At 44.4% G+C, this 21614-nt stretch carries 22 protein-coding genes; 15 read left to right on the top strand and 7 right to left on the bottom strand.

What is annotated here, in order from left to right; translation table 11 throughout:
- Nucleotides 1–15 precede the first annotated feature (15 nt).
- Together AB4351_RS09070 and AB4351_RS09065 are read right to left on the bottom strand one after the other, a co-directional pair.
- The gene (locus AB4351_RS09070; protein WP_017063355.1) at nt 16–459 is read right to left on the bottom strand and encodes a YaiI/YqxD family protein; all 444 of its coding nucleotides are present in this window, start codon (nt 457–459) and stop codon (nt 16–18) included.
- Between the two features lie 54 nt (nt 460–513).
- Entirely contained in the window at nt 514–801 is a 288-nt protein-coding gene (locus AB4351_RS09065) for a hypothetical protein (protein ID WP_017069390.1), read from the bottom strand.
- A gap of 768 nt (nt 802–1569) precedes the next feature.
- Between AB4351_RS09065 and AB4351_RS09060 the strand changes: the two genes are divergently transcribed.
- On the top strand, nt 1570–2088 hold the full coding sequence (locus AB4351_RS09060; RefSeq protein WP_017060749.1) for a GNAT family N-acetyltransferase: 519 nt from the start codon (nt 1570–1572) through the stop codon (nt 2086–2088).
- Here AB4351_RS09060 and AB4351_RS09055 read toward each other — a convergent pair.
- A complete protein-coding gene (locus AB4351_RS09055; protein ID WP_019821602.1) occupies nt 2054–2362 on the bottom strand; it encodes a DUF3301 domain-containing protein in 309 nt (102 codons plus the stop codon). The two genes, AB4351_RS09060 and AB4351_RS09055, sit on opposite strands and share 35 nt — an antisense overlap.
- An 87-nt stretch (nt 2363–2449) precedes the next feature.
- Nucleotides 2450–3490: a DUF3549 family protein gene (locus AB4351_RS09050; protein WP_048664577.1), complete on the bottom strand. Its 1041-nt coding sequence runs from the start codon at nt 3488–3490 to the stop codon at nt 2450–2452.
- An 87-nt stretch (nt 3491–3577) separates the two neighbouring features.
- Between AB4351_RS09050 and AB4351_RS09045 the strand changes: the two genes are divergently transcribed.
- Together AB4351_RS09045 and truC are read left to right on the top strand one after the other, a co-directional pair.
- Complete coding sequence (locus AB4351_RS09045) at nt 3578–3892, top strand: YqcC family protein (RefSeq protein WP_048664578.1); 315 nt, start codon at nt 3578–3580, stop codon at nt 3890–3892.
- Nucleotides 3892–4641, top strand: a complete 750-nt coding sequence (gene truC, locus AB4351_RS09040) for a tRNA pseudouridine(65) synthase TruC (RefSeq protein WP_017060745.1) — start codon at nt 3892–3894, stop codon at nt 4639–4641. The genes AB4351_RS09045 and truC overlap by 1 nt, the downstream gene beginning before the upstream one ends.
- Before the next feature lie 153 nt (nt 4642–4794).
- On the opposite strand, the gene AB4351_RS09035 is transcribed toward truC, so the two are convergent.
- The 3 genes from AB4351_RS09035 to map all read right to left on the bottom strand — a co-directional run bounded on the left by AB4351_RS09035 (nt 4795) and on the right by map (nt 8999).
- Entirely contained in the window at nt 4795–5178 is a 384-nt protein-coding gene (locus AB4351_RS09035) for a DUF3461 family protein (protein WP_004734354.1), read from the bottom strand.
- Between the two features lie 181 nt (nt 5179–5359).
- Complete coding sequence (glnD, locus tag AB4351_RS09030; RefSeq protein WP_065583998.1) at nt 5360–7981, bottom strand: bifunctional uridylyltransferase/uridylyl-removing protein GlnD; 2622 nt, start codon at nt 7979–7981, stop codon at nt 5360–5362.
- Between the two features lie 139 nt (nt 7982–8120).
- Nucleotides 8121–8999 carry a type I methionyl aminopeptidase gene (gene map / locus AB4351_RS09025; protein ID WP_017060743.1) on the bottom strand — a complete coding sequence of 293 codons (879 nt, stop codon included), beginning with the start codon at nt 8997–8999 and terminating at the stop codon, nt 8121–8123.
- 458 nt (nt 9000–9457) lie between these two features.
- Between map and rpsB the strand changes: the two genes are divergently transcribed.
- The 12 genes from rpsB to fabZ all read left to right on the top strand — a co-directional run bounded on the left by rpsB (nt 9458) and on the right by fabZ (nt 21614).
- On the top strand, nt 9458–10189 hold the full coding sequence (rpsB, locus tag AB4351_RS09020; protein ID WP_032546326.1) for a 30S ribosomal protein S2: 732 nt from the start codon (nt 9458–9460) through the stop codon (nt 10187–10189).
- Nucleotides 10190–10330: 141 nt separating this feature from the next.
- Nucleotides 10331–11176: a translation elongation factor Ts gene (gene tsf / locus AB4351_RS09015; RefSeq protein ID WP_017063361.1), complete on the top strand. Its 846-nt coding sequence runs from the start codon at nt 10331–10333 to the stop codon at nt 11174–11176.
- A gap of 161 nt (nt 11177–11337) precedes the next feature.
- Nucleotides 11338–12069 (top strand): UMP kinase, encoded by a 732-nt coding sequence (gene pyrH, locus AB4351_RS09010; protein WP_017060742.1) that lies wholly within the window; start codon nt 11338–11340, stop codon nt 12067–12069.
- A gap of 98 nt (nt 12070–12167) precedes the next feature.
- A complete protein-coding gene (gene frr / locus AB4351_RS09005) occupies nt 12168–12725 on the top strand; it encodes a ribosome recycling factor (RefSeq protein ID WP_017060741.1) in 558 nt (185 codons plus the stop codon).
- Between the two features lie 98 nt (nt 12726–12823).
- Nucleotides 12824–13576: an isoprenyl transferase gene (locus tag AB4351_RS09000; protein ID WP_017063364.1), complete on the top strand. Its 753-nt coding sequence runs from the start codon at nt 12824–12826 to the stop codon at nt 13574–13576.
- A 15-nt stretch (nt 13577–13591) separates the two neighbouring features.
- Nucleotides 13592–14434, top strand: a complete 843-nt coding sequence (locus tag AB4351_RS08995) for a phosphatidate cytidylyltransferase (protein ID WP_372125681.1) — start codon at nt 13592–13594, stop codon at nt 14432–14434.
- Nucleotides 14435–14485: 51 nt separating this feature from the next.
- Complete coding sequence (gene ispC, locus AB4351_RS08990) at nt 14486–15694, top strand: 1-deoxy-D-xylulose-5-phosphate reductoisomerase (RefSeq protein WP_372125679.1); 1209 nt, start codon at nt 14486–14488, stop codon at nt 15692–15694.
- The gene (gene rseP, locus AB4351_RS08985; RefSeq protein ID WP_017060736.1) at nt 15691–17049 is read left to right on the top strand and encodes a sigma E protease regulator RseP; all 1359 of its coding nucleotides are present in this window, start codon (nt 15691–15693) and stop codon (nt 17047–17049) included. The genes ispC and rseP overlap by 4 nt, the downstream gene beginning before the upstream one ends.
- 48 nt (nt 17050–17097) lie before the next feature.
- Nucleotides 17098–19503: an outer membrane protein assembly factor BamA gene (gene bamA / locus AB4351_RS08980; protein WP_017060735.1), complete on the top strand. Its 2406-nt coding sequence runs from the start codon at nt 17098–17100 to the stop codon at nt 19501–19503.
- Nucleotides 19504–19530: 27 nt separating this feature from the next.
- On the top strand, nt 19531–20031 hold the full coding sequence (locus AB4351_RS08975) for an OmpH family outer membrane protein (RefSeq protein WP_017063367.1): 501 nt from the start codon (nt 19531–19533) through the stop codon (nt 20029–20031).
- A gap of 5 nt (nt 20032–20036) precedes the next feature.
- Nucleotides 20037–21068, top strand: a complete 1032-nt coding sequence (lpxD, locus tag AB4351_RS08970) for a UDP-3-O-(3-hydroxymyristoyl)glucosamine N-acyltransferase (RefSeq protein ID WP_017066404.1) — start codon at nt 20037–20039, stop codon at nt 21066–21068.
- Nucleotides 21069–21161: 93 nt separating this feature from the next.
- On the top strand, nt 21162–21614 hold the full coding sequence (fabZ, locus tag AB4351_RS08965; RefSeq protein ID WP_009847408.1) for a 3-hydroxyacyl-ACP dehydratase FabZ: 453 nt from the start codon (nt 21162–21164) through the stop codon (nt 21612–21614).

Raw genomic sequence — 21614 nt, 5'->3', positions numbered from 1 at the left:
GCTCGGATGAGCCAGCTAGCGTTTGGCTAGAATTCTATCTAAGTGGTTGGCAAACTCACGACGGTCGGTTTGAGAAAGGGCACTTGGTCCACCCGTTTGGATGCCACTTGAGCGCATGGTATCCATAAAGTCACGAATGTTCAGACGCGCTTTAATGGTCTCTTTGGTGTAAAGCTCACCACGAGAGCTGAGTGCTTGCCCACCTTTAGTGATCACTTCGTCAGCCAGAGGGATATCGGATGTAATCACAAGATCGCCGGGTTCAGTGCGCTTTACGATTTCATCATCAGCAATATCAAACCCGCTTGGCACTTGAATTGAGTGAATGTTATTGCGTTTAGGAACGGGAACCAGATGGTTTGCCACAAAGGTACATTCAACCCCTGTGCGCTCAGCTGCGCGTACGATTGTTTCTCGGATAACCTTTGGACAAGCGTCCGCATCAACCCATATCTTCATAGTGTTCTATTTCTCTGTTAGCTTATTTATCGGTCAACTTATTGCTCAGTTGCCTTATTGATCAGTTAGTTTAGCTTCAAGCATGGCAACGCGAGCAGTGAGTTCAAGGATTTGCTTTTCCAGTTGGCTAACACGATCAAGTGCTGGCTCTTCTTGTGTCGCGACTTCAACTTTAGGAACACGATTTGCGCTTTTCCAGCTCTTGATGGTCGTGATTAAAGCGGGCATCGGAACGGATGTGCTCATACGAGCCTTAACTAAAGCAACTGTCGGCTCTTTCCCTTGCGCTTGCAGTCCTTCAAGCACTGATTTCAACTCTTCAGAAACATCTTTTGTCAGCATGTTGATCTCCATTTTTAGTCTTTAGTCATTTTACTCGCTCTGGTGAATGATAGCGAATCATAAAACCGCCCATGGCTTGTGAGAGATCTCTTACAAAGGTTGTGAGATAACACGAATACATCGCTAGAGAGATTGATGCTCACATGGTTAAGGTGTTGAATTTTAATTGTTTTATATAATTAACAACTTTCTTGAATTCAAAATGTGATGCAAATCTATTGTCCGAAATCCTAAATCGCGTAAATTAAACCTTGTCGGAAGGATTCTGACACGGAACAGGAAAGCACCAAGGATTTGGTTATCTTCAGGATGAAGATTTGGTTACTTAGGATTGAGTGATCAAGCATGGAGCGTAAGGACATTGTAGGGATACAGTCAGTTAACAGGAAGTTAGCTGCAACGGAATGACAATGGACACCTTTAGGATTAAAGGGTTGGATTAGCATCAGGACGATGTAAAGGACACCGCTCACGGAACAAGTGATGTGCGCTAACTAGGATTGTTAGCTTTCAGGATGATTGGACACCGCTAGGACGGCGAAGTAAAGGAAAGAGCTGAAGGATTACAGCCACTATTATGGATGATGCATGGAGCATTAATTAGTAGCCGGACTGCTGCGAGTAAGACCCTAGCCCTGACACTTCGGTGTCGGGGCTTTTCTTTTCCTAAGGCTTTTTCTCTATCTAGGGGCTCTCTTTAATTCAGGAGCTTTTATCTAAGCACGCGACATCTGCTTTTCTGCTAATGGTCAACACAAGGAGTGTTTTATGACGATAGCAACCTCAAGAACGCTGTTGGTACCTTATACCGAGCAGTTAGAACATGACTTTATCAAGTTGAATTGCTGCCCCATCAATCGTGCTGAAATGAACGGGCCGCATTCTATTGCCTCTGCAAAACACCTATTTCAAGAAATACTGAACGACAACGTTGGTTTTTGCCGAGCCATTATCCACAACCAAACCCGCGAATACCTCGGGCATTTGTTTGTTTCGTCTGAAGAAGGGAAGCATGAACTGGGATTTATTCTGGACAAGGAGTTTTGGAATCAAGGCCTTGCTAGTGAAGTGCTAAAACCTTTCTTTAGTTTGGTTTGTTTTGAAGAACACCTAACGAATGTTGTCGCGACCGTTAATGTTGGTCATAACCCATCAATTAAGTTACTTGAAAAGTTAGGCTTTGCATTTAAAGAGACCAAACAAGATCAGTTTGGCCCTTATCATGAATATAGTTATACCGCGTATTGCGACGTTACATTCTATGAGGCTGTAGCTCAAACCGCATAGAACGGAAGCCCACCATGGTCAGTTTCCCTTGGTACAGGTCATCACCTAACGCTGAAAACTCAAATTGATACACGGTGTGCCAGCGCCAAATGGTGGTGAGCTCATGGCGCATCTTAAGTTTATGACCACTAAAGGCAACACTTAATAGCTGTAAGTCGAGCTCTTTACATTTTCTCGCAATGGCAGCTTTCGCAAGCTCGGATTGCCTGCGCTGCTGCCAAAATAAAAAGCAAAAGAAGCACAGAAACAAAATAGCCAATAAGTTATCTATCATTTAATCCATACTTCCTTTTTTATCTCTTCATTCCAATTGTGATAGTTGCGCATTTTGATGAACTACAGAGTGAGTCTCTTTGTGAACTTATTTAGCTTTAGCCGCTTGCTGCAGTTCGACCAGTGCGTTTGCAAGTTCTGGTGATGGATTTGAGTTCAGTAGCGGTAAAAATACCATTCTCAGAGTTGGAATCATCACTAAATCTGCAAATAACTGATTGAACAAGTTTTGGTTACCTGTTTGTGCCAGGCGCAGCAAGAATTGCTCAGCAATCGCAGGATCTTGCAGTGCGTGCCAGCTTCGACCAGCCAAACCAATTAACACTTCTTGGTGACTTAAGCGTGGGCTCGCCAGAACTTGGTTAATTACGGCATTCGTTGTGCTTGGTTCTGCACCAGAAAGGGCACGAACCAACGCAGACAGCAAGAACAGATCCGGTTCTTGGCTATTAATCTCATTTTCGGCCATCTCTTGTAAGCGTTGAGCCAGCTTGTCATTGATTTGCGTGTGCTCAAGCGCCCCTAGTGTTGCGTATAGAGGTTCTGATGGTAGTTTGTTCAATGCTTTACGAATCGCGACACCGTTTTGTTGGCTGCCTAGGCGAGCACACATATCGGTGATACCTTGAAGACCAACAGTTTTCCAGTTATCCCAGCCTAGATCACCAGTGAAGTAGTGTTGAGCGTGTTCGTAGTATTGGCTAGTCGCCAGATCTAAACCTGATCTTACTTGGCTATGGAACACGGCCATCTTGTCCTCTGAAGGCTTAAACGTGTATGGGTTGTTAGACAGCTTTTGTTGTTGCTCTTCGCTGATCTCGCCGTTTAGACGTGTGCCCATTGCTTCTATGACAAACTTAAGGAAGTTACCTACATCGCCTTGATGCAACAGGCCCCTTTCGTCCAGCTTGAACTTTAGAAACCAAATCCAAGGCTGCTTGTGTTCGTTCCAGTAACTAATGGCTAAGTGAGCTTGTTTCTGAAGTGGAAATGGGTACGGCTGTTTCCCTTGCTCAACATCAGAGAATAAGGTGTTGTCGATCTTCTGAATGCGACGACCTAGGTCGTAGATATCGTATTGGCAACCGCTATTCTTGAGTAACTGAGTGAGCGTGTGAATCGTTTCCATAGTAATAAAGCTCCTAACTTTCTTTCCTAAATAGATGGTACTCTATGCCCCAATTTCAAGGTCACTAGATAAATAACTTGGTGAAAAATGACAGCTGCCACAAAGTTACCTCCTTTACTTCAACAATTAGAACAACAAATGCGCCAATGTTCGCTGTGGAGTGATGTTCCACCTTCGGACGAAGCTCTGGCCAGTGTTGAACCTTTTGCTATTGATTGTCTACAACCGGAAGAGTGGTTGCAGTGGATCTTTATCGTTAAGATCAACGCAATGATGGATGCGAAAATGCCCCTACCGAAGGGCTTTGCTATCCATCCTTATTTTTGTGAAGTTTGGAAAAATGAGGCAGACAAGGCTGAACTGCTAGTGACGATTCAGAGCATTGATGAGGTATGCGCGTAATGTTAGAGATCATTTATCAAGATGAGTATTTTGTCGCGGTGAATAAGCCCGCTGGCATGCTAGTGCATCGTTCATGGTTGGATAAACACGAAACGCAATTTGTTATGCAGACATTGCGCGATCAAATTGGTCAGCATGTATTTCCATTACACCGCTTAGACAGACCGACATCGGGTGTGTTGGTGTTTGCGTTGTCGAGTGAGGTTGCTTCACAGGTGATGCCAATGTTCGCTAATCATGAGATGCAAAAAACCTATCATGCGATTGTCCGTGGTTGGATAGAAGAGGGCGATACGCTCGATTATGCACTTAAGGTTGAGCTGGATAAGATCGCAGATAAGTTCGCGAAAGAAGACAAAGAAGCGCAAGAGGCAGTGACAGTCTATGAACCGCTAGCAAAAGTAGAAGTGCCATATTCAACAGGACGCTTTCCTACGAGCCGCTACTGCTTGGTTGAGATGATGCCAAAGACAGGTCGCAAACATCAGCTGCGTCGTCACATGGCTCATCTAAGACATCCGATTGTCGGTGATACTTCACATGGTGATGGTAAGCACAATCGACTGTTCCGTGATGATTTAGATTCGCATCGTTTGTTGTTGCACGCTTCTGAGCTTCGCTTTATCCATCCTTTCACAAAAGAAGAGTTGGTGATGAAGGCCAACCTTGATGAAACTTGGCTAAGGTTGTTTGAAACCTTTGAGTGGGATACTAACTTAATCGATGCTCAAACTTGCTTGTCTAAGTAAGTCTCGCGTGTTTAGGCAATCTCCAGTCTAAGTGAATAGAGAAAATAGAATAAAAAACAAAGGGCTGATAGTGATATCAGCCCTTTTTGTATCTGTATAACCTTAACGGCATAACTAATGTTGGTTAGTTAACAGTAATAGTTAGTCGCGGGATCATTTTAGCTTTTCTAGATCAGCTTCGATCTCAGCGATCTTGCTTGATACCACTTTCTCTAGATGGCGTAAGTCGGTAAGGATCTTCTGCTTCACATCCACCTCAGCCGTTGGCGTCGGTTTGGTGATTTTGTTGAGTTCATCAATCACAAGAGTGAGGTTGCGGTTAATCTCTGTCACTTCTTTGTATTGATTATTGCCACCGCTAACAAGCACACTTTTTACTTGTCGTGGGTACTTAAATTTAACGCTTTTCGCGAACAGTTCCCCTTTCTGCTTACGAAAGTAAATCTTCAGGATATCTTTGTGCGCTTCTTGGCGAAGGGAGTAACGTTCAATCTGTTTAGGTTCGTGGATACCTAAGCCAGTGAGGTTTGGATACATAAGCGACCTCTAGGTTATGAATGTAATACTTTTATGTAATTGACTTGATCAATGTAGCAGCCTAACGACGAGCTAGATAGTTGATATCTGTGAATTGATTGTAAGTTGTGGGCAAGATCGCTCTCTATCTTTGCCCACACTTATTTGGTTATTAAACCTGTTTTTAGACTGAATTCGCTTTCTAAGGTGCGAGTTCAGAGACGTGCTCGGTTAATCGTTCTCTTAGTGCCTGTTCTTGTTCTTCAGACAGCCTTCCTCCCGCTTCACTGGTCAGAATAAACAGATCCTCTGCTCGCTCACCTATGGTGGTGATTTTGGCACCGTGCAAGTTGATGTCTAGCTCCGCAAAGGTTGCACCGACTTGAGCCAATAACCCCGGCGTATCAAGAGCTCTTAACTCCATCAAGGTACGTTTCTTGCTCTTGGTTGGTAGGAACTCAACTAAGGTTTTGACCTTAAAGTGTTGCAAGTTACGTGGCGTGCGACGCGTCTTAATCTTAGTCGGGCGGCCATCAGTCAATACATGAGTCAGATGTTTAGCAACGGCTTTGTGTCTTGCTTCATCAATCGCTTCGCCGTGCTGGTCTAGTACGATAAAGGTATCCAAAACATGACCATCTTTGCTAACCATGACCTGCGCGTCATGAACGTTAAAGTTACGTCTGTCGAGTTCGGCAACCACGGTCGCAAACAGTGCTGCTTGGTCTTTACAATAAACGAACACTTCTGTGCCACCGCGCGTCGCTTTCTTACTGATCAGCACTAACGGTTGCCTTGGGTCTTCTAGGCGAAGTAAGTGCTCACAGTGCCAAGCGATTTGTTTATGTGTGTGACGCAAGAAATAGTCAGCTTTGAAACGCTGCCACAACACCTCAATCTCACGAGCCGTGAAGCCTTCTTTACGCAGCAGTGCAGATGCCATTTGCTGGTTATGACGAATACGGTCTCTGACATCGACGGGGTTTTCCAAGCCGCGGCGCAGTGCGCGCTGCGTAGAATGGAACAGTTCTGCGAGTAGGGTACGTTTCCAGCTGTTCCATAGTTCTGGGTTGGTTGCACAGATATCGGCTACCGTTAGGCACACCAGCAGTTCTAACGACTCTTCGTCGCGTACTTTCTTGGCGAACTCTGTGATTACGTCCGGATCGTAGATATCACGACGTTGAGCCGTTACTGACATCAATAGGTGATTTTGTACCAACCACGCGACTTGTTTGGCTTCAGGCTTCGATAGCCCGTGTTCAATACAGAAAGAGTAAGCCTCAACCGCACCTATCTCAGAGTGGTCTCCGCCGCGGCCTTTGCCGATGTCATGGAAGATAGCGGCAAGGATCAGCAACTCTTTCTTCTGTACTCGAGGATAGACTTCACAGCAGATAGGGTGCTTATCGTGGTTTTCGATTTGACCAAAGCGGTTGATGTGCTTGAGCAGGCGGATACTGTGCTCATCCACGGTGTAAACATGGAATAGGTCAAACTGCATCTGACCAACGATCTGGCTCCACTGCGGTAAGTACGCAGAGAGCACGCCCAATTTGTGCATTAAGCTAAAGGCTTTGTGCAGGGCATTAGGGTGGCGAACTAGATCCATGAACTTGTCACGAGCTTCAGGAATGGTATGCAGGAATCGGTTCAATCGACGGCGTGCCGTACGCAGTTGTCGCAATGTTGGTGGACTTACCCCTTCGATAGTCGAGTCATTGGCGATATGGATGAACATATCGAGAATGGTTTCTGGTCTTGCTTGGAATAGGGCAGGCTTGCGCGCTTCGATCAACGAACCTCGACGTTGGAAATCACTATCGAGAATTTCAGCGTCTTGGGTTTGACCGCCATTGATGATCGCTTGATCGAACAGCTTAAGCAGCATCTTATTCAGTTCAGCAACACGACGAAGGGTTCGGTAGAACTCTTTCATCATCATCTCAACACCACGGTTTCCTTCACCCGTATAACCCAGATGTTCAGCGACTTGAGCTTGATGCGCGAACGTTAAACGGTTGTCGTAACGGCGCAGTTCAATATGCAATGCAAAGCGAACACGCCATAAAAAATCTTGGCACTCAACGAGCTCACGATATTCAGCATCGGTCAGAAAGCCGTATTTGCTCATCTCTAACAAAGAGGTCGCGCCGAAGTGGCGACGCGCAACCCAGCTCAGGGTATGGATGTCTCTGAGCCCTCCCGGAGTCGATTTGATGTCCGGTTCTAAATTATAGGTGGTGTCGTGGTAGCGAGCATGACGCTCTCTCTGTTCTTGAATCTTGGCTTTGTAAAACGTCTCACTTGGCCAAAATGAATCGGAATGAATCTTCAGTTTTAGTTCTTGGAAAGTGTCTTCACTACCACATAACAATCGCGACTCTTGTAGGTTGGTCGCGACGGTTAAATCATCGGTGCCGATATCGAGACACTCAGTAATAGTTCGCACAGCATGGCCAACTTCGAGCTTTAAATCCCAAAGTAGAGTAATGAATTGACTGACCTTTTCACCAAGAGCTGGTGGTAGTGTTTTTTGCGAGACAATGAGAATATCAATGTCAGACAAAGGATGCAGTTCGCCACGACCATAACCACCCACTGCGACAAGTGAAATATGAGGCAGTTTGTTGAATCCGAAATTTTCCCACAAACGATTGAGAAGTAAATCCATGTATTCGGAGCGCAGTAGAACCAAATCGGTGACGGGATGGTGGTTCAGAAATTCATTTTTTTGATACTGCGTGAAGATCTCGAGCTGATTTTTTAATTCGCAGATTTCAATTTGTTCGTCATTGAACGTAAGAGGGCATTGATAAGGCATAGTCTGCTATCCGTGCAAGCAAATGAGAATAGTAAACAATTTAACAGAAGCTGATGGAAAATCGAAATTGAGTGGATAAAAAAATATCCTCGACAATGCGAGGATATTTTTAAAAGGCTGATGCGCTCAGTTCGGTGAACTAAGCGTTCTTCATGATACGTGGGATTGTATCATCGCTGCGCAGTGTTAGTACTTCACAACCAGTATCAGTTACAACCAGAGTGTGCTCCCATTGAGCCGAGTTCTTGCTGTCTGCTGTGTATACTGTCCAGCTATCTTCGTCATCAAGACGACAGCCAAACTTACCCGCGTTGATCATTGGCTCGATAGTGAAGCACATGCCTGCTTTTAGCACGGTGCGATCGCTGTTCTTGTAGTGAACTACTTGTGGATCTTCGTGGAATTCAGAACCAATGCCGTGACCACAGTAATCTTTAACAATAGAGAACTTAGCGCGTGGGTTGTTCTTGTTGTTTGTTTTGATGTACTTCTCGATAGCAGTACCGATTTGACCAAGTTGAACACCTGGCTTAACTTGGCGCATGCCTTCGTAAAGTGCTTCTTGAGCAACCATGCACAGACGCTTGTTTGCAGGTGAAACCTCACCCACTAGGAACATCTTAGAGGTGTCACCGTGGTAGCCTTGAGGGCGAGTACTAAGATCGGCATTTGCGTCATCAGGGATGATAACTGTGATATCAACGTTCAGAATGTCGCCATCTTTGAGTACCGCAGGTTTGAATTGACCTGTGCTACCCGTCTCGTCTTGTGACGCGGGAATGCCGTGACACACAATATGATTGATAGACGTACAGATAGACTTAGGGAAACCGTGGTAATCGAGTGGCGCAGAGTATGCACCTCTTTCTAGAGCGTACTCATGACAAAGCGTATTGAGCTCTTCCGTCGTGGTACCCACTTGGATGTGAGGTTCGATCATCTCAATAATGTCAGCGGCCAGCTTGCCGGCGACGCGCATTTTTTCAATTTCTTCAGCAGTTTTAATTTTTACAGCCATTGCATATCTCTTAATTTGGTAGCACCTAAGTGTGCATATTGGGGCTATTCTATCAGTGCAGCAATTTAGCGCAACATTACCATGTCCGTACAATATTGGTGGATACTGCTCAATCTGAGTGGATAATGTTCGGTTTAATGGTGCAGAACCTGTTTGATATAGACACTATTTTATAGAGAAAATTTACCTTTAGAGATCAGTATAGCAGTCGCCATTTTTAGAATTTTTTCTAGCCATAGATAGACAAAATATGGTATAAAGCGCGCCGGACATCAGGACTGTTTTCTCCAATTGGCGAAACAAGCTTTATGTCCACTAACTTATTTCTTTAAATCACACACATTCCGACACATGTTCCGGGGTGCCTCAACAACACAGATAACGGCTGAAAAGTGGTTAGTTGTTAGGGGTCGGATTCATGGGGGATGTGGAGGCCTAACCCCATAGAGGATTTTAAAATGGCAACTGTATCAATGCGCGATATGCTTAAAGCTGGTGTTCACTTCGGTCACCAAACTCGTTACTGGAACCCAAAAATGAAGCCATTCATCTTTGGTGCTCGTAACAAAGTACATATCATCAACCTAGAAAAAACTGTACCAATGTTCAACGAAGCTCTAGCAGAAATCGCTAAAGTTGGTGAGAAGAAAGGTAAAGTTCTTTTCGTTGGTACTAAGCGCGCTGCATCTGAAGCTGTTAAAGAAGCTGCTGTAAACAGCAACCAGTTCTACGTTAACAACCGCTGGTTAGGCGGTATGCTAACGAACTACAAAACTGTTCGTCAGTCTATCAAGCGTCTGAAAGAACTTGAAGCGCAAGCTCAAGACGGTACTTTCGACAAGCTAACTAAGAAAGAAGCTCTAATGCGCACTCGTGAAATGGAGAAGCTAGAGAAGTCTCTTGGTGGTATCAAGAACATGGGCGGCCTACCAGACGCTCTATTCGTAATCGATGCTGATCACGAACACATCGCAGTTAAAGAAGCAAACAACCTAGGTATCCCAGTTTACGCTGTAGTTGATACTAACTCTAACCCAGACGGCGTTGACTTCGTTATCCCAGGTAACGACGATGCAATCCGTGCAGTACAGCTTTACCTAAACGCTGCTGCAGACGCGGTTAAAGAAGGTCGTAACAAAGACGTTGCTGCTGTAGCTGCTGAAAAAGATGGTTTTGTAGAAGCTGAATAATAGCGGCTCTGAATCACGCTTGGCTTAGCTAATATAGATTTTGAAATCTTTATTAAATGTAAGCTAAGTTATAGTTAGATCGGGGGCCTCATTTTGGCCCCTGATTTTTACCTTATTTTCGAATCAACCGAGGAATAGAGAATGGCAACTGTAACTGCTGCTCTAGTTAAAGAACTTCGCGAGCGCACTGGCGCTGGCATGATGGAATGTAAGAAAGCGCTTGTAGAAGCAAACGCTGACATCGAACTAGCAATTGAAAACATGCGTAAATCTGGCGCAGCGAAAGCAGCTAAGAAAGCTGGTAACGTTGCTGCTGAAGGCGCAATCATCATCAAAGAAGAGAACGGTGTAGCTGTTCTTCTTGAAGTTAACTGCCAAACTGACTTCGTAGCAAAAGATGCTAGCTTCACTGCGTTTGCAGAAGAAGTTGCAGCTGCAGCAGTAGCTTCTAAAGCTTCTGTAGAAGAGCTACAAGCACAGTTCGAAGAAACTCGCGTTGCTCTAGTTGCTAAAATCGGCGAAAACATCAACATCCGTCGCGTAGCTTACGTTGAAGGTGCTGCACTAGCTTCTTACCGTCACGGTGAGAAAATCGGTGTTGTTGTAGCTGGTGAAGGCGAAGCTGAAACTCTTAAGCACGTTGCTATGCACGTTGCTGCTTCTCGTCCTGAGTTTGTTAACCCAGAAGACGTACCAGCAGACGTAGTTGCTAAAGAGAAAGAAGTTCAAGTTGAAATCGCTATGAACGAAGGCAAGCCTCAAGAGATCGCTGAGAAAATGGTTATCGGCCGTATGAAGAAATTCACGGGCGAAATCTCTCTAACTGGTCAAGCTTTCATCATGGAACCTAAGAAAACTGTTGGCGAAATCCTTAAAGAAAAAGGCGCTGCAGTATCTAACTTCGTACGTCTAGAAGTTGGTGAAGGTATCGAGAAAGCTGCTGAAATGAGCTTCGCTGACGAAGTTGCAGCGGTACAAAAAGGTTAATCCTTAGCGTATTGTTTGAAAAAAGACCGTGGCAAATGCTGCGGTCTTTTTATGAATAGTGAACTATTTTTGAAGGCAACGTTAGTGGTTATGAATGCAAACTGACTTACTCAGTTTTTATCCATGACTGTTAATCATCAACTCTTTGGAAGGTAAACTCCATGACTACGAACCCTAAACCAGTGTATCAACGTATTCTGTTAAAACTTAGCGGTGAAGCGCTACAAGGCGAAGAAGGTTTTGGTATTGACCCAACGATCCTTGATCGTATGGCTCAAGAAGTAAAAGAATTGGTTGAACTAGGCGTTCAAGTTGGTGTTGTTATCGGTGGCGGTAACTTGTTCCGTGGTGCTGGTCTTGCTGAAGCTGGCATGAACCGCGTTGTTGGTGACCACATGGGTATGCTTGCAACGGTAATGAACGGCCTTGCAATGCGTGACGCTCTTCACCGTGCTTACGTAAACGCACGTGTAATGTCTGCAATCCCTCTTAAAGGTGTGTGTGACGACTACAACTGGGCAGATGCAATCAGCCAACTACGTCAAGGTCGCGTTGTGATCTTCTCTGCTGGTACGGGTAACCCATTCTTCACTACGGATTCTGCTGCATGTCTACGTGGTATCGAAATCGAAGCTGACGTAGTTCTAAAAGCGACAAAAGTAGATGGTGTATTTACTTCTGACCCTGTAGCAAACCCAGACGCAGAGTTGTATGATACGTTGTCTTACAACACGGTTCTTGATAAAGAACTTAAAGTAATGGACTTGGCTGCATTTACGCTAGCACGTGATCACAAAATGCCAATCCGTGTATTTAACATGAATAAACCAGGCGCACTACGTCGCGTGGTTATGGGTGAAACTGAAGGTACATTAATCAGCGACGCTGACTAATTTTTCGGGCTTACTGAGGTGTTGTACCTTGGCAAGCTTATCCTTATCACTCCAAATAAAAAGCTTTCTTGAAGAAAGAACATAATCAAGGTGAAATTGTGATTAACGAAATCAAAAAAGACGCTCAAGAGCGCATGGTAAAAAGTGTTGATGCACTAAAAAACAGCCTGCAAAAGATTCGTACAGGCCGTGCGCACCCGAGCCTACTTTCTGGTCTTACTGTTGAGTACTACGGTGCTCCAACGCCTTTGACTCAAGTAGCTAACGTTATCGCTGAAGATGCACGTACACTAGCTATTACAGTGTTTGATAAAACGCTGACTCCTCTAGTTGAAAAAGCAATCCTGACATCTGACCTAGGCCTAAACCCTATGTCTGCGGGTACAGTTATCCGTGTTCCACTTCCACCGCTAACGGAAGAGCGTCGTAAAGACCTAGTTAAAATCGTTCGTGGCGAAGCTGAAGGTGGCCGTGTTGCTATCCGTAACATCCGTCGTGACGCGAATGGCGATCTAAAAGCACTTCTTAAAGATAAAGAAATCTCTGAAGATGAAGATCGTAAAGCACAAGACGAAATTCAAAAGCTAACTGACGCTGCGGTTAAGAACGTAGACGAAGTTCTAGCTGTTAAAGAAAAAGAGTTGATGGAAGTTTAATTTTCCATATTCTTTTCTTTCCGGAAAAACGCTGTACTCACGGTGCAGCGTTTTTTTATGCTACTCTGTTCGACTATTAGAATTTGATTCACTCTTTTATGCATAATTCTCAAGCGTTCACAGACTCTCTTCCTAAACACATTGCTATCATTATGGATGGTAATGGTCGCTGGGCAAAAGCTCAGGGCAAGCCTCGCGTCTTTGGCCATAAAAACGGTGTTCAAGCCGTTCGTAAAACTATCTCTTCTGCAGCCAGACTTGGCATTAAAGCCGTTACTCTTTTTGCATTTAGTAGCGAAAACTGGCGTCGTCCTGAAGAAGAAGTCGGTATCTTGATGGAACTGTTTATTTCAGTGCTGTCGAGTGAAGTTAAAAAGCTTCATAAAAATAATCTACAACTTCGTGTTATTGGTGATAAAAGTCGTTTCAATGATCGACTACAAAAGAAGATAGAAGAAGCGGAAGCTTTGACTAGCACCAATACGGGTATGGTTATTAATATTGCAGCTAACTACGGCGGTAAGTGGGATATTCAGCAAGCAATGACCTCTATTGCTCAACAGGTAAAGTCTGGTGATATTAATGTAGATGACATTGATGAAGCTATGATTACACAGCACCTGACAATGGCAGATATTCCTGAAGTCGATCTACTTATCCGTACCAGTGGCGAATGCCGCATTAGTAATTTTATGCTTTGGCAGTTGGCTTACGCCGAAATGTATTTCACTGAACAATTCTGGCCAGACTTTAATGAAGACAGCTTAGTAGAAGCTGTGACTTGGTTTGTTAACCGTGAGCGTCGTTTTGGATGCACCGGTGAGCAAATTAAAGCTCTGATGGACAGTTAATAAGGATTTTTTGGTTTGAAACAACGAATTATTACGGCGTTGATTTTAGCTCCCCTAGTTATTCTAGGTATTTTCGAGTTATCACTTCCTACATTTATTCTTTCACTAGCGGTAATCTCGCTATTGGGTTTTTGGGAGTGGACTCAGTTTGTTGAAAACAAATCACGTTATGTAGCGTTGATTCCAACGGTTGTGGTAAGTGCTGCAAGTTTTGCTTTTATCCCTTTTGATGCATTTAGCCTTAATAACTTGTCTACTGCTCACTACGCCATTCTAACGATTGGCTCGATTTGGTGGGTAATCGCGAGTGGCATGGCGGTGACTTATCCTAAGTCTATGCCTGCATGGAAAGACTCTTCTCTTCTTCGTCACGCCTTTGGTGTGCTGACTCTGCTGCCATTCTTCTGGAGTGTGGTTATCCTGCGTGCTAACGGTATCGATGCTGATCCTTACCACGGTGCTAAACTGGTGATGTTTGTTTGCTTGCTTGTTTGGGCTGCAGATAGCGGCGCATACTTTTCAGGAAAGAGTTTTGGTAAGCGTAAAATGGCACCAGCGGTAAGCCCTAATAAGACGATTGAAGGTCTTATCGGTGGCATTATTACTGCGGTGATCGTGGCTTGGATCTTTGCTGACTTGTTTGACATCCAATTCACAAGCCCACTTCACATGATTGTTATTACCCTTGTGACCGTTGTTATTTCTGTTCTAGGTGACCTTGTTGAAAGCATGTTTAAGCGTGTTTCTGGGGTGAAAGACAGCAGTAATCTGATTCCTGGTCATGGTGGTATACTAGATAGAATAGATAGCTTAACGGCTGCATTCCCTGTCTTTGCTCTGCTTTATTTAGCATTCTAATAAAAAAGGGCAGTGATTCTGCCCTTTATTACATTTCTACGGTCATATGTGATGCGAAATCTAACTATCCTTGGCGCTACCGGCTCAATTGGTGCAAGTACACTAAAAGTCGTTGAGCAAAACCCAGATCTCTATTCAGTGGTTGCACTGGCTGCAGGCTCGAATGTTGAAAAGATGCTGGCGTTAGTTGAAAAGTGGCAACCAAGCTATGTTGCTATGGCTTGCTCTGATGCAGCGTCTCAACTGACTGAAGTGTTGTCCGTGAGTTACCCTAACGTAAAAGTACTTTCAGGCACTGAAGGCATGTGTCAGGTTGCTTCTCTAGAGGAAGTGGACACGGTAATGGCCGCGATTGTTGGTGCCGCTGGTTTACTTCCTACTATGTCTGCGGTTAAAGCGGGCAAGCGTATCTTGCTTGCAAACAAAGAAGCTTTGGTGATGTCTGGGCAGTTGTTTATCGACGCCGTGGAAAAATACGGTGCAGAGCTGCTTCCTGTCGATAGCGAGCATAATGCTATTTTCCAATGCCTTCCGCAGAACGTACAAACTAACCTAGGCCGCTGTAACCTTGAAGAAAACGGCATTAACCATATTCTTCTGACTGGTTCTGGTGGTCCTTTCCGTTATACCGATGTGGCTGAACTCAAATCAGTGACTCCTGAACGCGCAATTGCACACCCTAACTGGTCTATGGGGCCTAAGATCTCTGTCGATTCTGCGACTATGATGAATAAAGGGCTAGAGTACATTGAAGCGAAATGGCTATTTAATGCTTCTCAGGAGCAGTTAAAGGTCATCATTCACCCGCAGTCTGTGATTCACTCGATGGTTCAGTACAAGGATGGCTCTGTGCTTGCTCAAATGGGCGAACCAGATATGGCAACGCCAATCGCTTTGACGATGTCTTACCCTAATCGTACCGAGGCGGGTGTTAAGCCTTTAGACTTTACTAAAGTGGGTGAGCTTAACTTCTTAGAACCAGATTTCAGTCGTTACCCGTGTTTGAGGTTAGCGATTGAAGCGTGCTACTTAGGTCAGCATGCGACAACAGCCATTAATGCAGCAAACGAGATCGCGGTCGATGCTTTCTTGAACAATCGAGTGAAATTTACCGATATTGCTGTCATTAACGAACACGTTATGAGCAAAGTATGTGAACAACATAACTCTGAGGGTTTAGATAGCTTGGAAAGCCTTCTCGAGCTCGATAATATGTCTCGTCAAATAGCCATTCAATTTATTAAAGAGCAGCTAGCATGAGTGGAATTCTGTGGAACTTCGCATCTTTTATCGTAGCGCTTGGCATTCTGGTTGCTGTTCATGAGTTTGGACACTTCTGGGTCGCTCGTCGTTGTGGTGTGAAAGTTGAAAAATTCTCGATTGGTTTTGGTAAATCAATCTGGAGTAAAGTGGGCCGTGATGGTACTGAATACAGCTTGTCAGTGATTCCACTGGGCGGCTACGTTAAGATGCTCGATGGTCGTGTTGACGATCTTTCTGAAGATCAACAGCAATACGCTTTCGACAAGAAGCCGCTTTGGAAACGAACGGCGATTGTGGGTGCAGGCCCTGCATTCAACTTTATCTTTGCGGTGTTCGCGTATTGGTTAGTATTTTTGATTGGCGTACCCGCGGTTAAGCCCGTGATTGGTGAAGTCACTCCACAATCTATTGCTGCACAAGCCGGAATTGAAACTGGAATGGAACTTAAATCTATTTCAGGAATCAAAACCGCAGATTGGGAATCAGTCAATATGGGGTTGATATCGCACATTGGTGATCAATCCATGACAGTGACGGTTGCTTCTCAAGACGACATCGGCTTTGAGCAACAAATGACATTGGATATTTCAGACTGGTCGTTCAACCCAGAAACTGAATCTGCAATGACAACGCTGGGCTTTAGACCGTATTCTCCAGAGATATCGACCGTACTGGCTCAAATCATTGATGATGGCGCTGCATACGATGCAGGTCTTGAAGCTGGCGATAAAATTGTTGAGATTAACGGGCAACCTATTGAACAGTGGCAGTCGGTTGTTGAGTTAATTCGTGCTAATCCAATGACATCATTGGACTTGGTCGTATTGCGAAATGGTGCCGAGCAGTCATTGGTTATGACACCAAAAAGTCGAGAGCTTTCTGATGGTTCGACAATCGGCTATGCAGGTATTGCTCCGGAAGTCGCAGAATGGCCAGAAGATTATCGCTTTGAGTTACAATTTGGTGTAATTGAGTCTGTAGGAAAAGCATTTGATAAAACAGGTCAAATCATTGGATTGACACTGACAATGCTTAAGAAGCTCATCGTTGGTGATGTTGGCTTAAACAACTTGAGTGGCCCTATTTCAATCGCTAAAGGTGCAGGTACAACCGCCGATTATGGTCTGGTTTACTTCTTGGGCTTTTTGGCTCTGATTAGTGTTAACTTAGGGATTATTAATTTGGTTCCGCTGCCTATGCTTGATGGCGGACATTTGCTGTTTTTCGCTATTGAGGCCGTTACTCGTAAACCGGTACCTGAGAAAGTTCAGGAAATGGGATACAGAGTGGGAGGGGCAATCCTCTTCTCATTGATGGCTCTGGCAATATTTAACGATTTTACTCGTCTGTGAATGGTTTCTCACAGGCATTGGTAGTAGCAAGGAATAATTAGAATAAGTATGGCGATTAAGCAAATTCTGTTCGCAAGTCTATTGGCCACTAGTGTGGCTGCGAACGGAGCACAAAACTTTGTAGTTCAAGATATCAAGATCGAAGGTTTACAGCGTGTTGCACTTGGTGCAGCTCTACTGAAAATGCCAGTGCGTATTGGCGATGAAGTGGATGAAAGCGATGTGTCTGAGATCATTCGTGCATTGTATGCTTCGGGCAACTTTGAGGACGTTAAAGTACTTCGTGATGAAGGTGTATTGATTGTTCAAGTTCAAGAACGACCGACCATCGCAAGCATCTCATTCTCTGGTAATAAAGCGATTAAAGAAGAACAGCTTCAGCAGAACCTAGATGCGTCTGGTGTTCGTGAAGGTGAAGCCCTTGACCGTACTACGCTGAGTAACATTGAAAAAGGCCTTGAAGATTTTTACTACAGTGTTGGTAAGTACAACGCGACAGTAAAAGCGGTTGTGACACCTCTGCCACGTAACCGTTCTGACCTTAAGTTTGTGTTTACTGAGGGCGTATCCGCTAAGATTCAGCAAATCAACTTTATCGGTAATGAAGTCTTCTCTGACTCTGAACTGCTTAGTCGTTTCAATCTGAATGTTGATGTTGCATGGTGGAATTTCCTTGCGGATGAAAAATACCAAAAGCAAGTATTAGCCGGTGATATCGAAGCGCTGAAATCTTACTACCTTGACCGTGGTTACCTTAAGTTTAAGGTTGACTCTACGCAGGTGGCGATCTCTCCAGACAAAAAAGGTGTTTACATCACGCTTGGCCTCGATGAAGGCGAAGCCTACACCGTTAAAGATGTCTCTTTCCGTGGTGAATTAATCGGTCGTGAGGCTGACTTCGAAGCGTTAGTGCCATTCGAAGACGGCGATACGTACAACGGTTCTTCGGTAACGTCTTTGGAAGAGAACGTAAAACGAATTCTTGGTGAATCTGGCTACGCGTACCCACAAGTTCGCACGATTCCTGAATTTGACGATGAGACCAAAGAAGTGTCGTTGGTTATCAATGTAGAAGCGGGCAGCCGTATCTATGTTCGTGATATTCGATTCACGGGTAACAACTCAACGAAAGACGAAGTACTGCGTCGTGAAATGCGTCAAATGGAAGGCAGCTGGCTTAACTCTAAGTCCATTGATACCGGTAAGAGCCGTCTTAACCGTTTAGGTTTCTTTGAAACGGTTGATGTACAAACAGTGCGTGTTCCTGGCAGTGAAGACCAAGTTGATTTGGTTTACAACGTTAAGGAAGCGAACTCAGGCAGTATCAACTTTGGTGTTGGCTACGGTACTGAATCAGGTGTTAGTTTCCAAGTTGGTTTGCAACAAGATAACTTTGCAGGTTCAGGTAACCGTGTTGGCGTAAGTGCCATGATGAATGATTACCAAAAGAACGTGAGCTTAGACTACCGTGACCCATACTGGAACCTTGATGGTGTGAGCTTAGGCGGTAAGATCTTCTACAACGAATTTGAAGCCTCTGAAGCGGGCATCGTCGACTATACCAACCAAAGTTACGGTACCAGCCTAACATGGGGTTTCCCTATGGATGAGCTGAACCGTATCGAGTTTGGTGTGGGCTATACGCACAACAAGATCGGTAACGTACCGACTTATATCCAAGTTGAACAGTTCGCGAGAAGTATCGACCAATACGGTGACGAGCACATCTTAACCGATGACTTCGATATCAATATTTCATGGACGCGTAACAATTTGAACCGTGGTTTCTTCCCAACTGAGGGTAACCACCAACGTGCTTTCGCTAAAATGACGGTACCAGGCTCTGATGCTCAGTACTTCAAAATGCAGTACGATGTAAAACATTACATCCCGCTGACCAAAAAGCATGAGTTCACACTATTGATGCGTGGCCGATTAGGCTATGGTAATGGTTATGGTCAAACAGATGGTAACGATAACTTGTTCCCATTCTACGAGAACTACTACGCAGGTGGTTTTACAACCCTACGTGGCTTTGGTTCTAACTCAGCTGGCCCGAAAGCCGTTTACGGAAGCAGCACAGGTAACAACCCAACCTATGATACCGCTACTGATGATTCAGTGGGTGGTAACGCGGTTGCCTTAGCAAGCTTAGAGTTAATTGTACCAACGCCGTTTGCTTCTGATGAAGCGCGCAGCCAGATTCGAACCAGTGTTTTCTTCGACATGGCAAGTGTATGGGACACAGAGTTCGTAGACCGCGGCGCACCAAATAGTGGCAGCCAGTACTACTACGATTACTCTGACCCAACAAATTACCGTTCATCTTATGGTGCAGCCCTTCAATGGATGTCACCAATGGGCCCACTGGTTTTCTCTCTAGCGAAACCAATTAAAGTTTACGAAGGTGATGATGAAGAGTTCTTCACATTTACCATTGGTAGAACTTTCTAATATTTAAAGGACAATATTTTGAAAAATATGATTAAAGCAGCAGGTTTAGGCCTTGTAGTTCTTAGCTCTTCTTTCTTTGCAACAGCTGCTGAAGCTGCGCAAAAAGTGGGTTATGTAAACACTGCACAAGTATTCCAGGCTTTACCTCAGCGTGAAGTTGTTCTTCAAAAAATGCAGGAAGAGTTCAAAGATAAAGCGGCTGAGCTACAGAGCATTCAAGCTGAAGCAAAAACCAAGATTGAAAAGCTTAAGCGTGATGGCGAGCTACTAGGTCCTGAAGAAGTTGAGAAGCTTCGTATCGAAGTTGGCCAACTAGACAGCAAGTACAAAATCAAAGCTCAAGCATTAGAAAAAGCAAGTCAACGTCGTGAAGCACAAGAGAAGCAGAAGCTGTTCAAAGTGATTCAAGATGCTGTAACTAAAGTTGCAGAGAAAGAAGGCTACGACATGATCGTTGATATTCAAGCTCTACAATACGGTAAGCCTGAATACAACATCTCTGAGCAAGTAATTAAATCACTGAAATAAGTTTTATGAAGAACCTGACTTTAGCCGAATTGGCAACGATTACTGGGGGAGAGCTACACGGAGACGGTACGATTACCGTCTCAGCAGTCGCTCCTATGGATAAAGCGCAAGAAGGTAACATTACGTTCCTTTCTAACGTGAAGTACAGCAAGCACCTAGGTGACTGTAAAGCGTCCGCTATTATGGTTAAAGAGAGTGAGCGCGAATTGTGTAAGACCAACGTTATTGTGGTTAGTGACCCCTACGTTGCTTTTGCTAAGGTTGCTCAAGCGCTTGATACTACTCCTGCACCCGCAGCGGCTATTGCTGATTCTGCTTCAATCTCTAGCGATGCAACTATTGGACAAAATGTGTCTATTGGTGCGAACGCTGTGATTGAGTCTGGTGTAGTACTTAGTGATGATGTGATCATCGGTGCTGGTTGCTTTATTGGTAAAAATGCAAAAATTGGCGCAGGCACTAAGCTGTGGGCTAACGTAAGTGTTTACCATGAAGTTGTGATTGGTGAAGCATGTCTGATCCAATCAAGTACTGTTATTGGCTCTGATGGCTTTGGTTATGCGAACGAGAAAGGCGAATGGGTTAAGATCCCGCAAGTCGGCTCTGTTCGCATTGGTAACCGCGTAGAAATTGGCGCGTGTACTACCATCGACCGCGGCGCATTAGATGACACAATCATCGAAGACAACGTTATCCTAGATAACCAACTCCAGATTGCTCACAATGTTCACATCGGATATGGTTCAGCTCTTGCTGGTGGTACTATCATTGCAGGCAGCACGACGATAGGTAAGTACTGTATTATTGGTGGTGGTTGTGTGATTAATGGTCACATTGAAATCGTTGACGGCGTTACAATCACCGGTATGGGGATGGTAATGCGCAGTATCACTGAGAAAGGCATGTACTCTTCGGGTATTCCTTTACAGCCAAATAAAGACTGGCGTAAAACAGCGACGCGAGTTCATCGTATTGATGAAATGAACAAGCGTTTGAAAACCGTTGAAAAACTTATTGAGAAGAGCGCGGAATCATAATTCCAGCATTTCTAATAAAAGGCTCGCGTACAGCGAGTCTTTTTCGTTTATAATCCTTCTAATTAAATAAAGAATATACATAGGAATACGACTTTGACTACTGAACAGACAACGATGAACATTACTGAAATTCAGGAACTACTACCTCATCGCTACCCATTCTTAATGGTTGATCGTGTGACTAGCTTTGAAAAAGAAAAAACACTGACCGCAATTAAGAATGTTTCTGTTAACGAACCTCAGTTCACAGGCCACTTCCCTCAGCTTCCTGTATTCCCAGGCGTGTTGATCTTAGAAGCAATGGCACAAGCAACAGGCCTTCTAGCATTCAAATCTTTCGGTGCGCCTTCTGGCAACGAGTTGTACTACTTTGCTAGCGTAGATAAAGCTAAATTCCGTAAGCCAGTAGTACCAGGTGACCAACTGGTTATCGAAGTTGAATTCTTAAAAGAACGTCGTGGCATCGCATCGTTTAATGGTGTTGCTAAGGTTGACGGCGTAGTTGTATGTTCAGCTGAACTTAAATGTGCTCGTAGAGAGTTTTAA

It is taken from the genome of Vibrio sp. 10N.261.51.F11 (genome assembly GCF_041471665.1).
GTDB classification, from domain to species: Bacteria; Pseudomonadota; Gammaproteobacteria; order Enterobacterales; family Vibrionaceae; genus Vibrio; species Vibrio crassostreae_C.
This window is presented reverse-complemented; position numbering and strand designations above follow the sequence as displayed.

Coding starts and splice junctions, on each gene's coding strand:
- ispC (WP_372125679.1), top strand. CDS start 14,486: ATGCGAAATCTAACTATCCTTGGCGCTACCGGCTCAATTGGTGCAAGT.
- truC (WP_017060745.1), top strand. CDS start 3,892: ATGTTAGAGATCATTTATCAAGATGAGTATTTTGTCGCGGTGAATAAG.
- AB4351_RS09065 (WP_017069390.1), bottom strand. CDS start 801: ATGCTGACAAAAGATGTTTCTGAAGAGTTGAAATCAGTGCTTGAAGGA.
- lpxD (WP_017066404.1), top strand. CDS start 20,037: ATGAAGAACCTGACTTTAGCCGAATTGGCAACGATTACTGGGGGAGAG.
- AB4351_RS09000 (WP_017063364.1), top strand. CDS start 12,824: ATGCATAATTCTCAAGCGTTCACAGACTCTCTTCCTAAACACATTGCT.
- AB4351_RS09070 (WP_017063355.1), bottom strand. CDS start 459: ATGAAGATATGGGTTGATGCGGACGCTTGTCCAAAGGTTATCCGAGAA.
- bamA (WP_017060735.1), top strand. CDS start 17,098: ATGGCGATTAAGCAAATTCTGTTCGCAAGTCTATTGGCCACTAGTGTG.
- tsf (WP_017063361.1), top strand. CDS start 10,331: ATGGCAACTGTAACTGCTGCTCTAGTTAAAGAACTTCGCGAGCGCACT.
- AB4351_RS09035 (WP_004734354.1), bottom strand. CDS start 5,178: ATGTATCCAAACCTCACTGGCTTAGGTATCCACGAACCTAAACAGATT.
- AB4351_RS09045 (WP_048664578.1), top strand. CDS start 3,578: ATGACAGCTGCCACAAAGTTACCTCCTTTACTTCAACAATTAGAACAA.
- AB4351_RS09060 (WP_017060749.1), top strand. CDS start 1,570: ATGACGATAGCAACCTCAAGAACGCTGTTGGTACCTTATACCGAGCAG.
- AB4351_RS09050 (WP_048664577.1), bottom strand. CDS start 3,490: ATGGAAACGATTCACACGCTCACTCAGTTACTCAAGAATAGCGGTTGC.
- AB4351_RS08975 (WP_017063367.1), top strand. CDS start 19,531: ATGATTAAAGCAGCAGGTTTAGGCCTTGTAGTTCTTAGCTCTTCTTTC.
- map (WP_017060743.1), bottom strand. CDS start 8,999: ATGGCTGTAAAAATTAAAACTGCTGAAGAAATTGAAAAAATGCGCGTC.
- rpsB (WP_032546326.1), top strand. CDS start 9,458: ATGGCAACTGTATCAATGCGCGATATGCTTAAAGCTGGTGTTCACTTC.
- pyrH (WP_017060742.1), top strand. CDS start 11,338: ATGACTACGAACCCTAAACCAGTGTATCAACGTATTCTGTTAAAACTT.
- rseP (WP_017060736.1), top strand. CDS start 15,691: ATGAGTGGAATTCTGTGGAACTTCGCATCTTTTATCGTAGCGCTTGGC.
- glnD (WP_065583998.1), bottom strand. CDS start 7,981: ATGCCTTATCAATGCCCTCTTACGTTCAATGACGAACAAATTGAAATC.
- AB4351_RS09055 (WP_019821602.1), bottom strand. CDS start 2,362: ATGATAGATAACTTATTGGCTATTTTGTTTCTGTGCTTCTTTTGCTTT.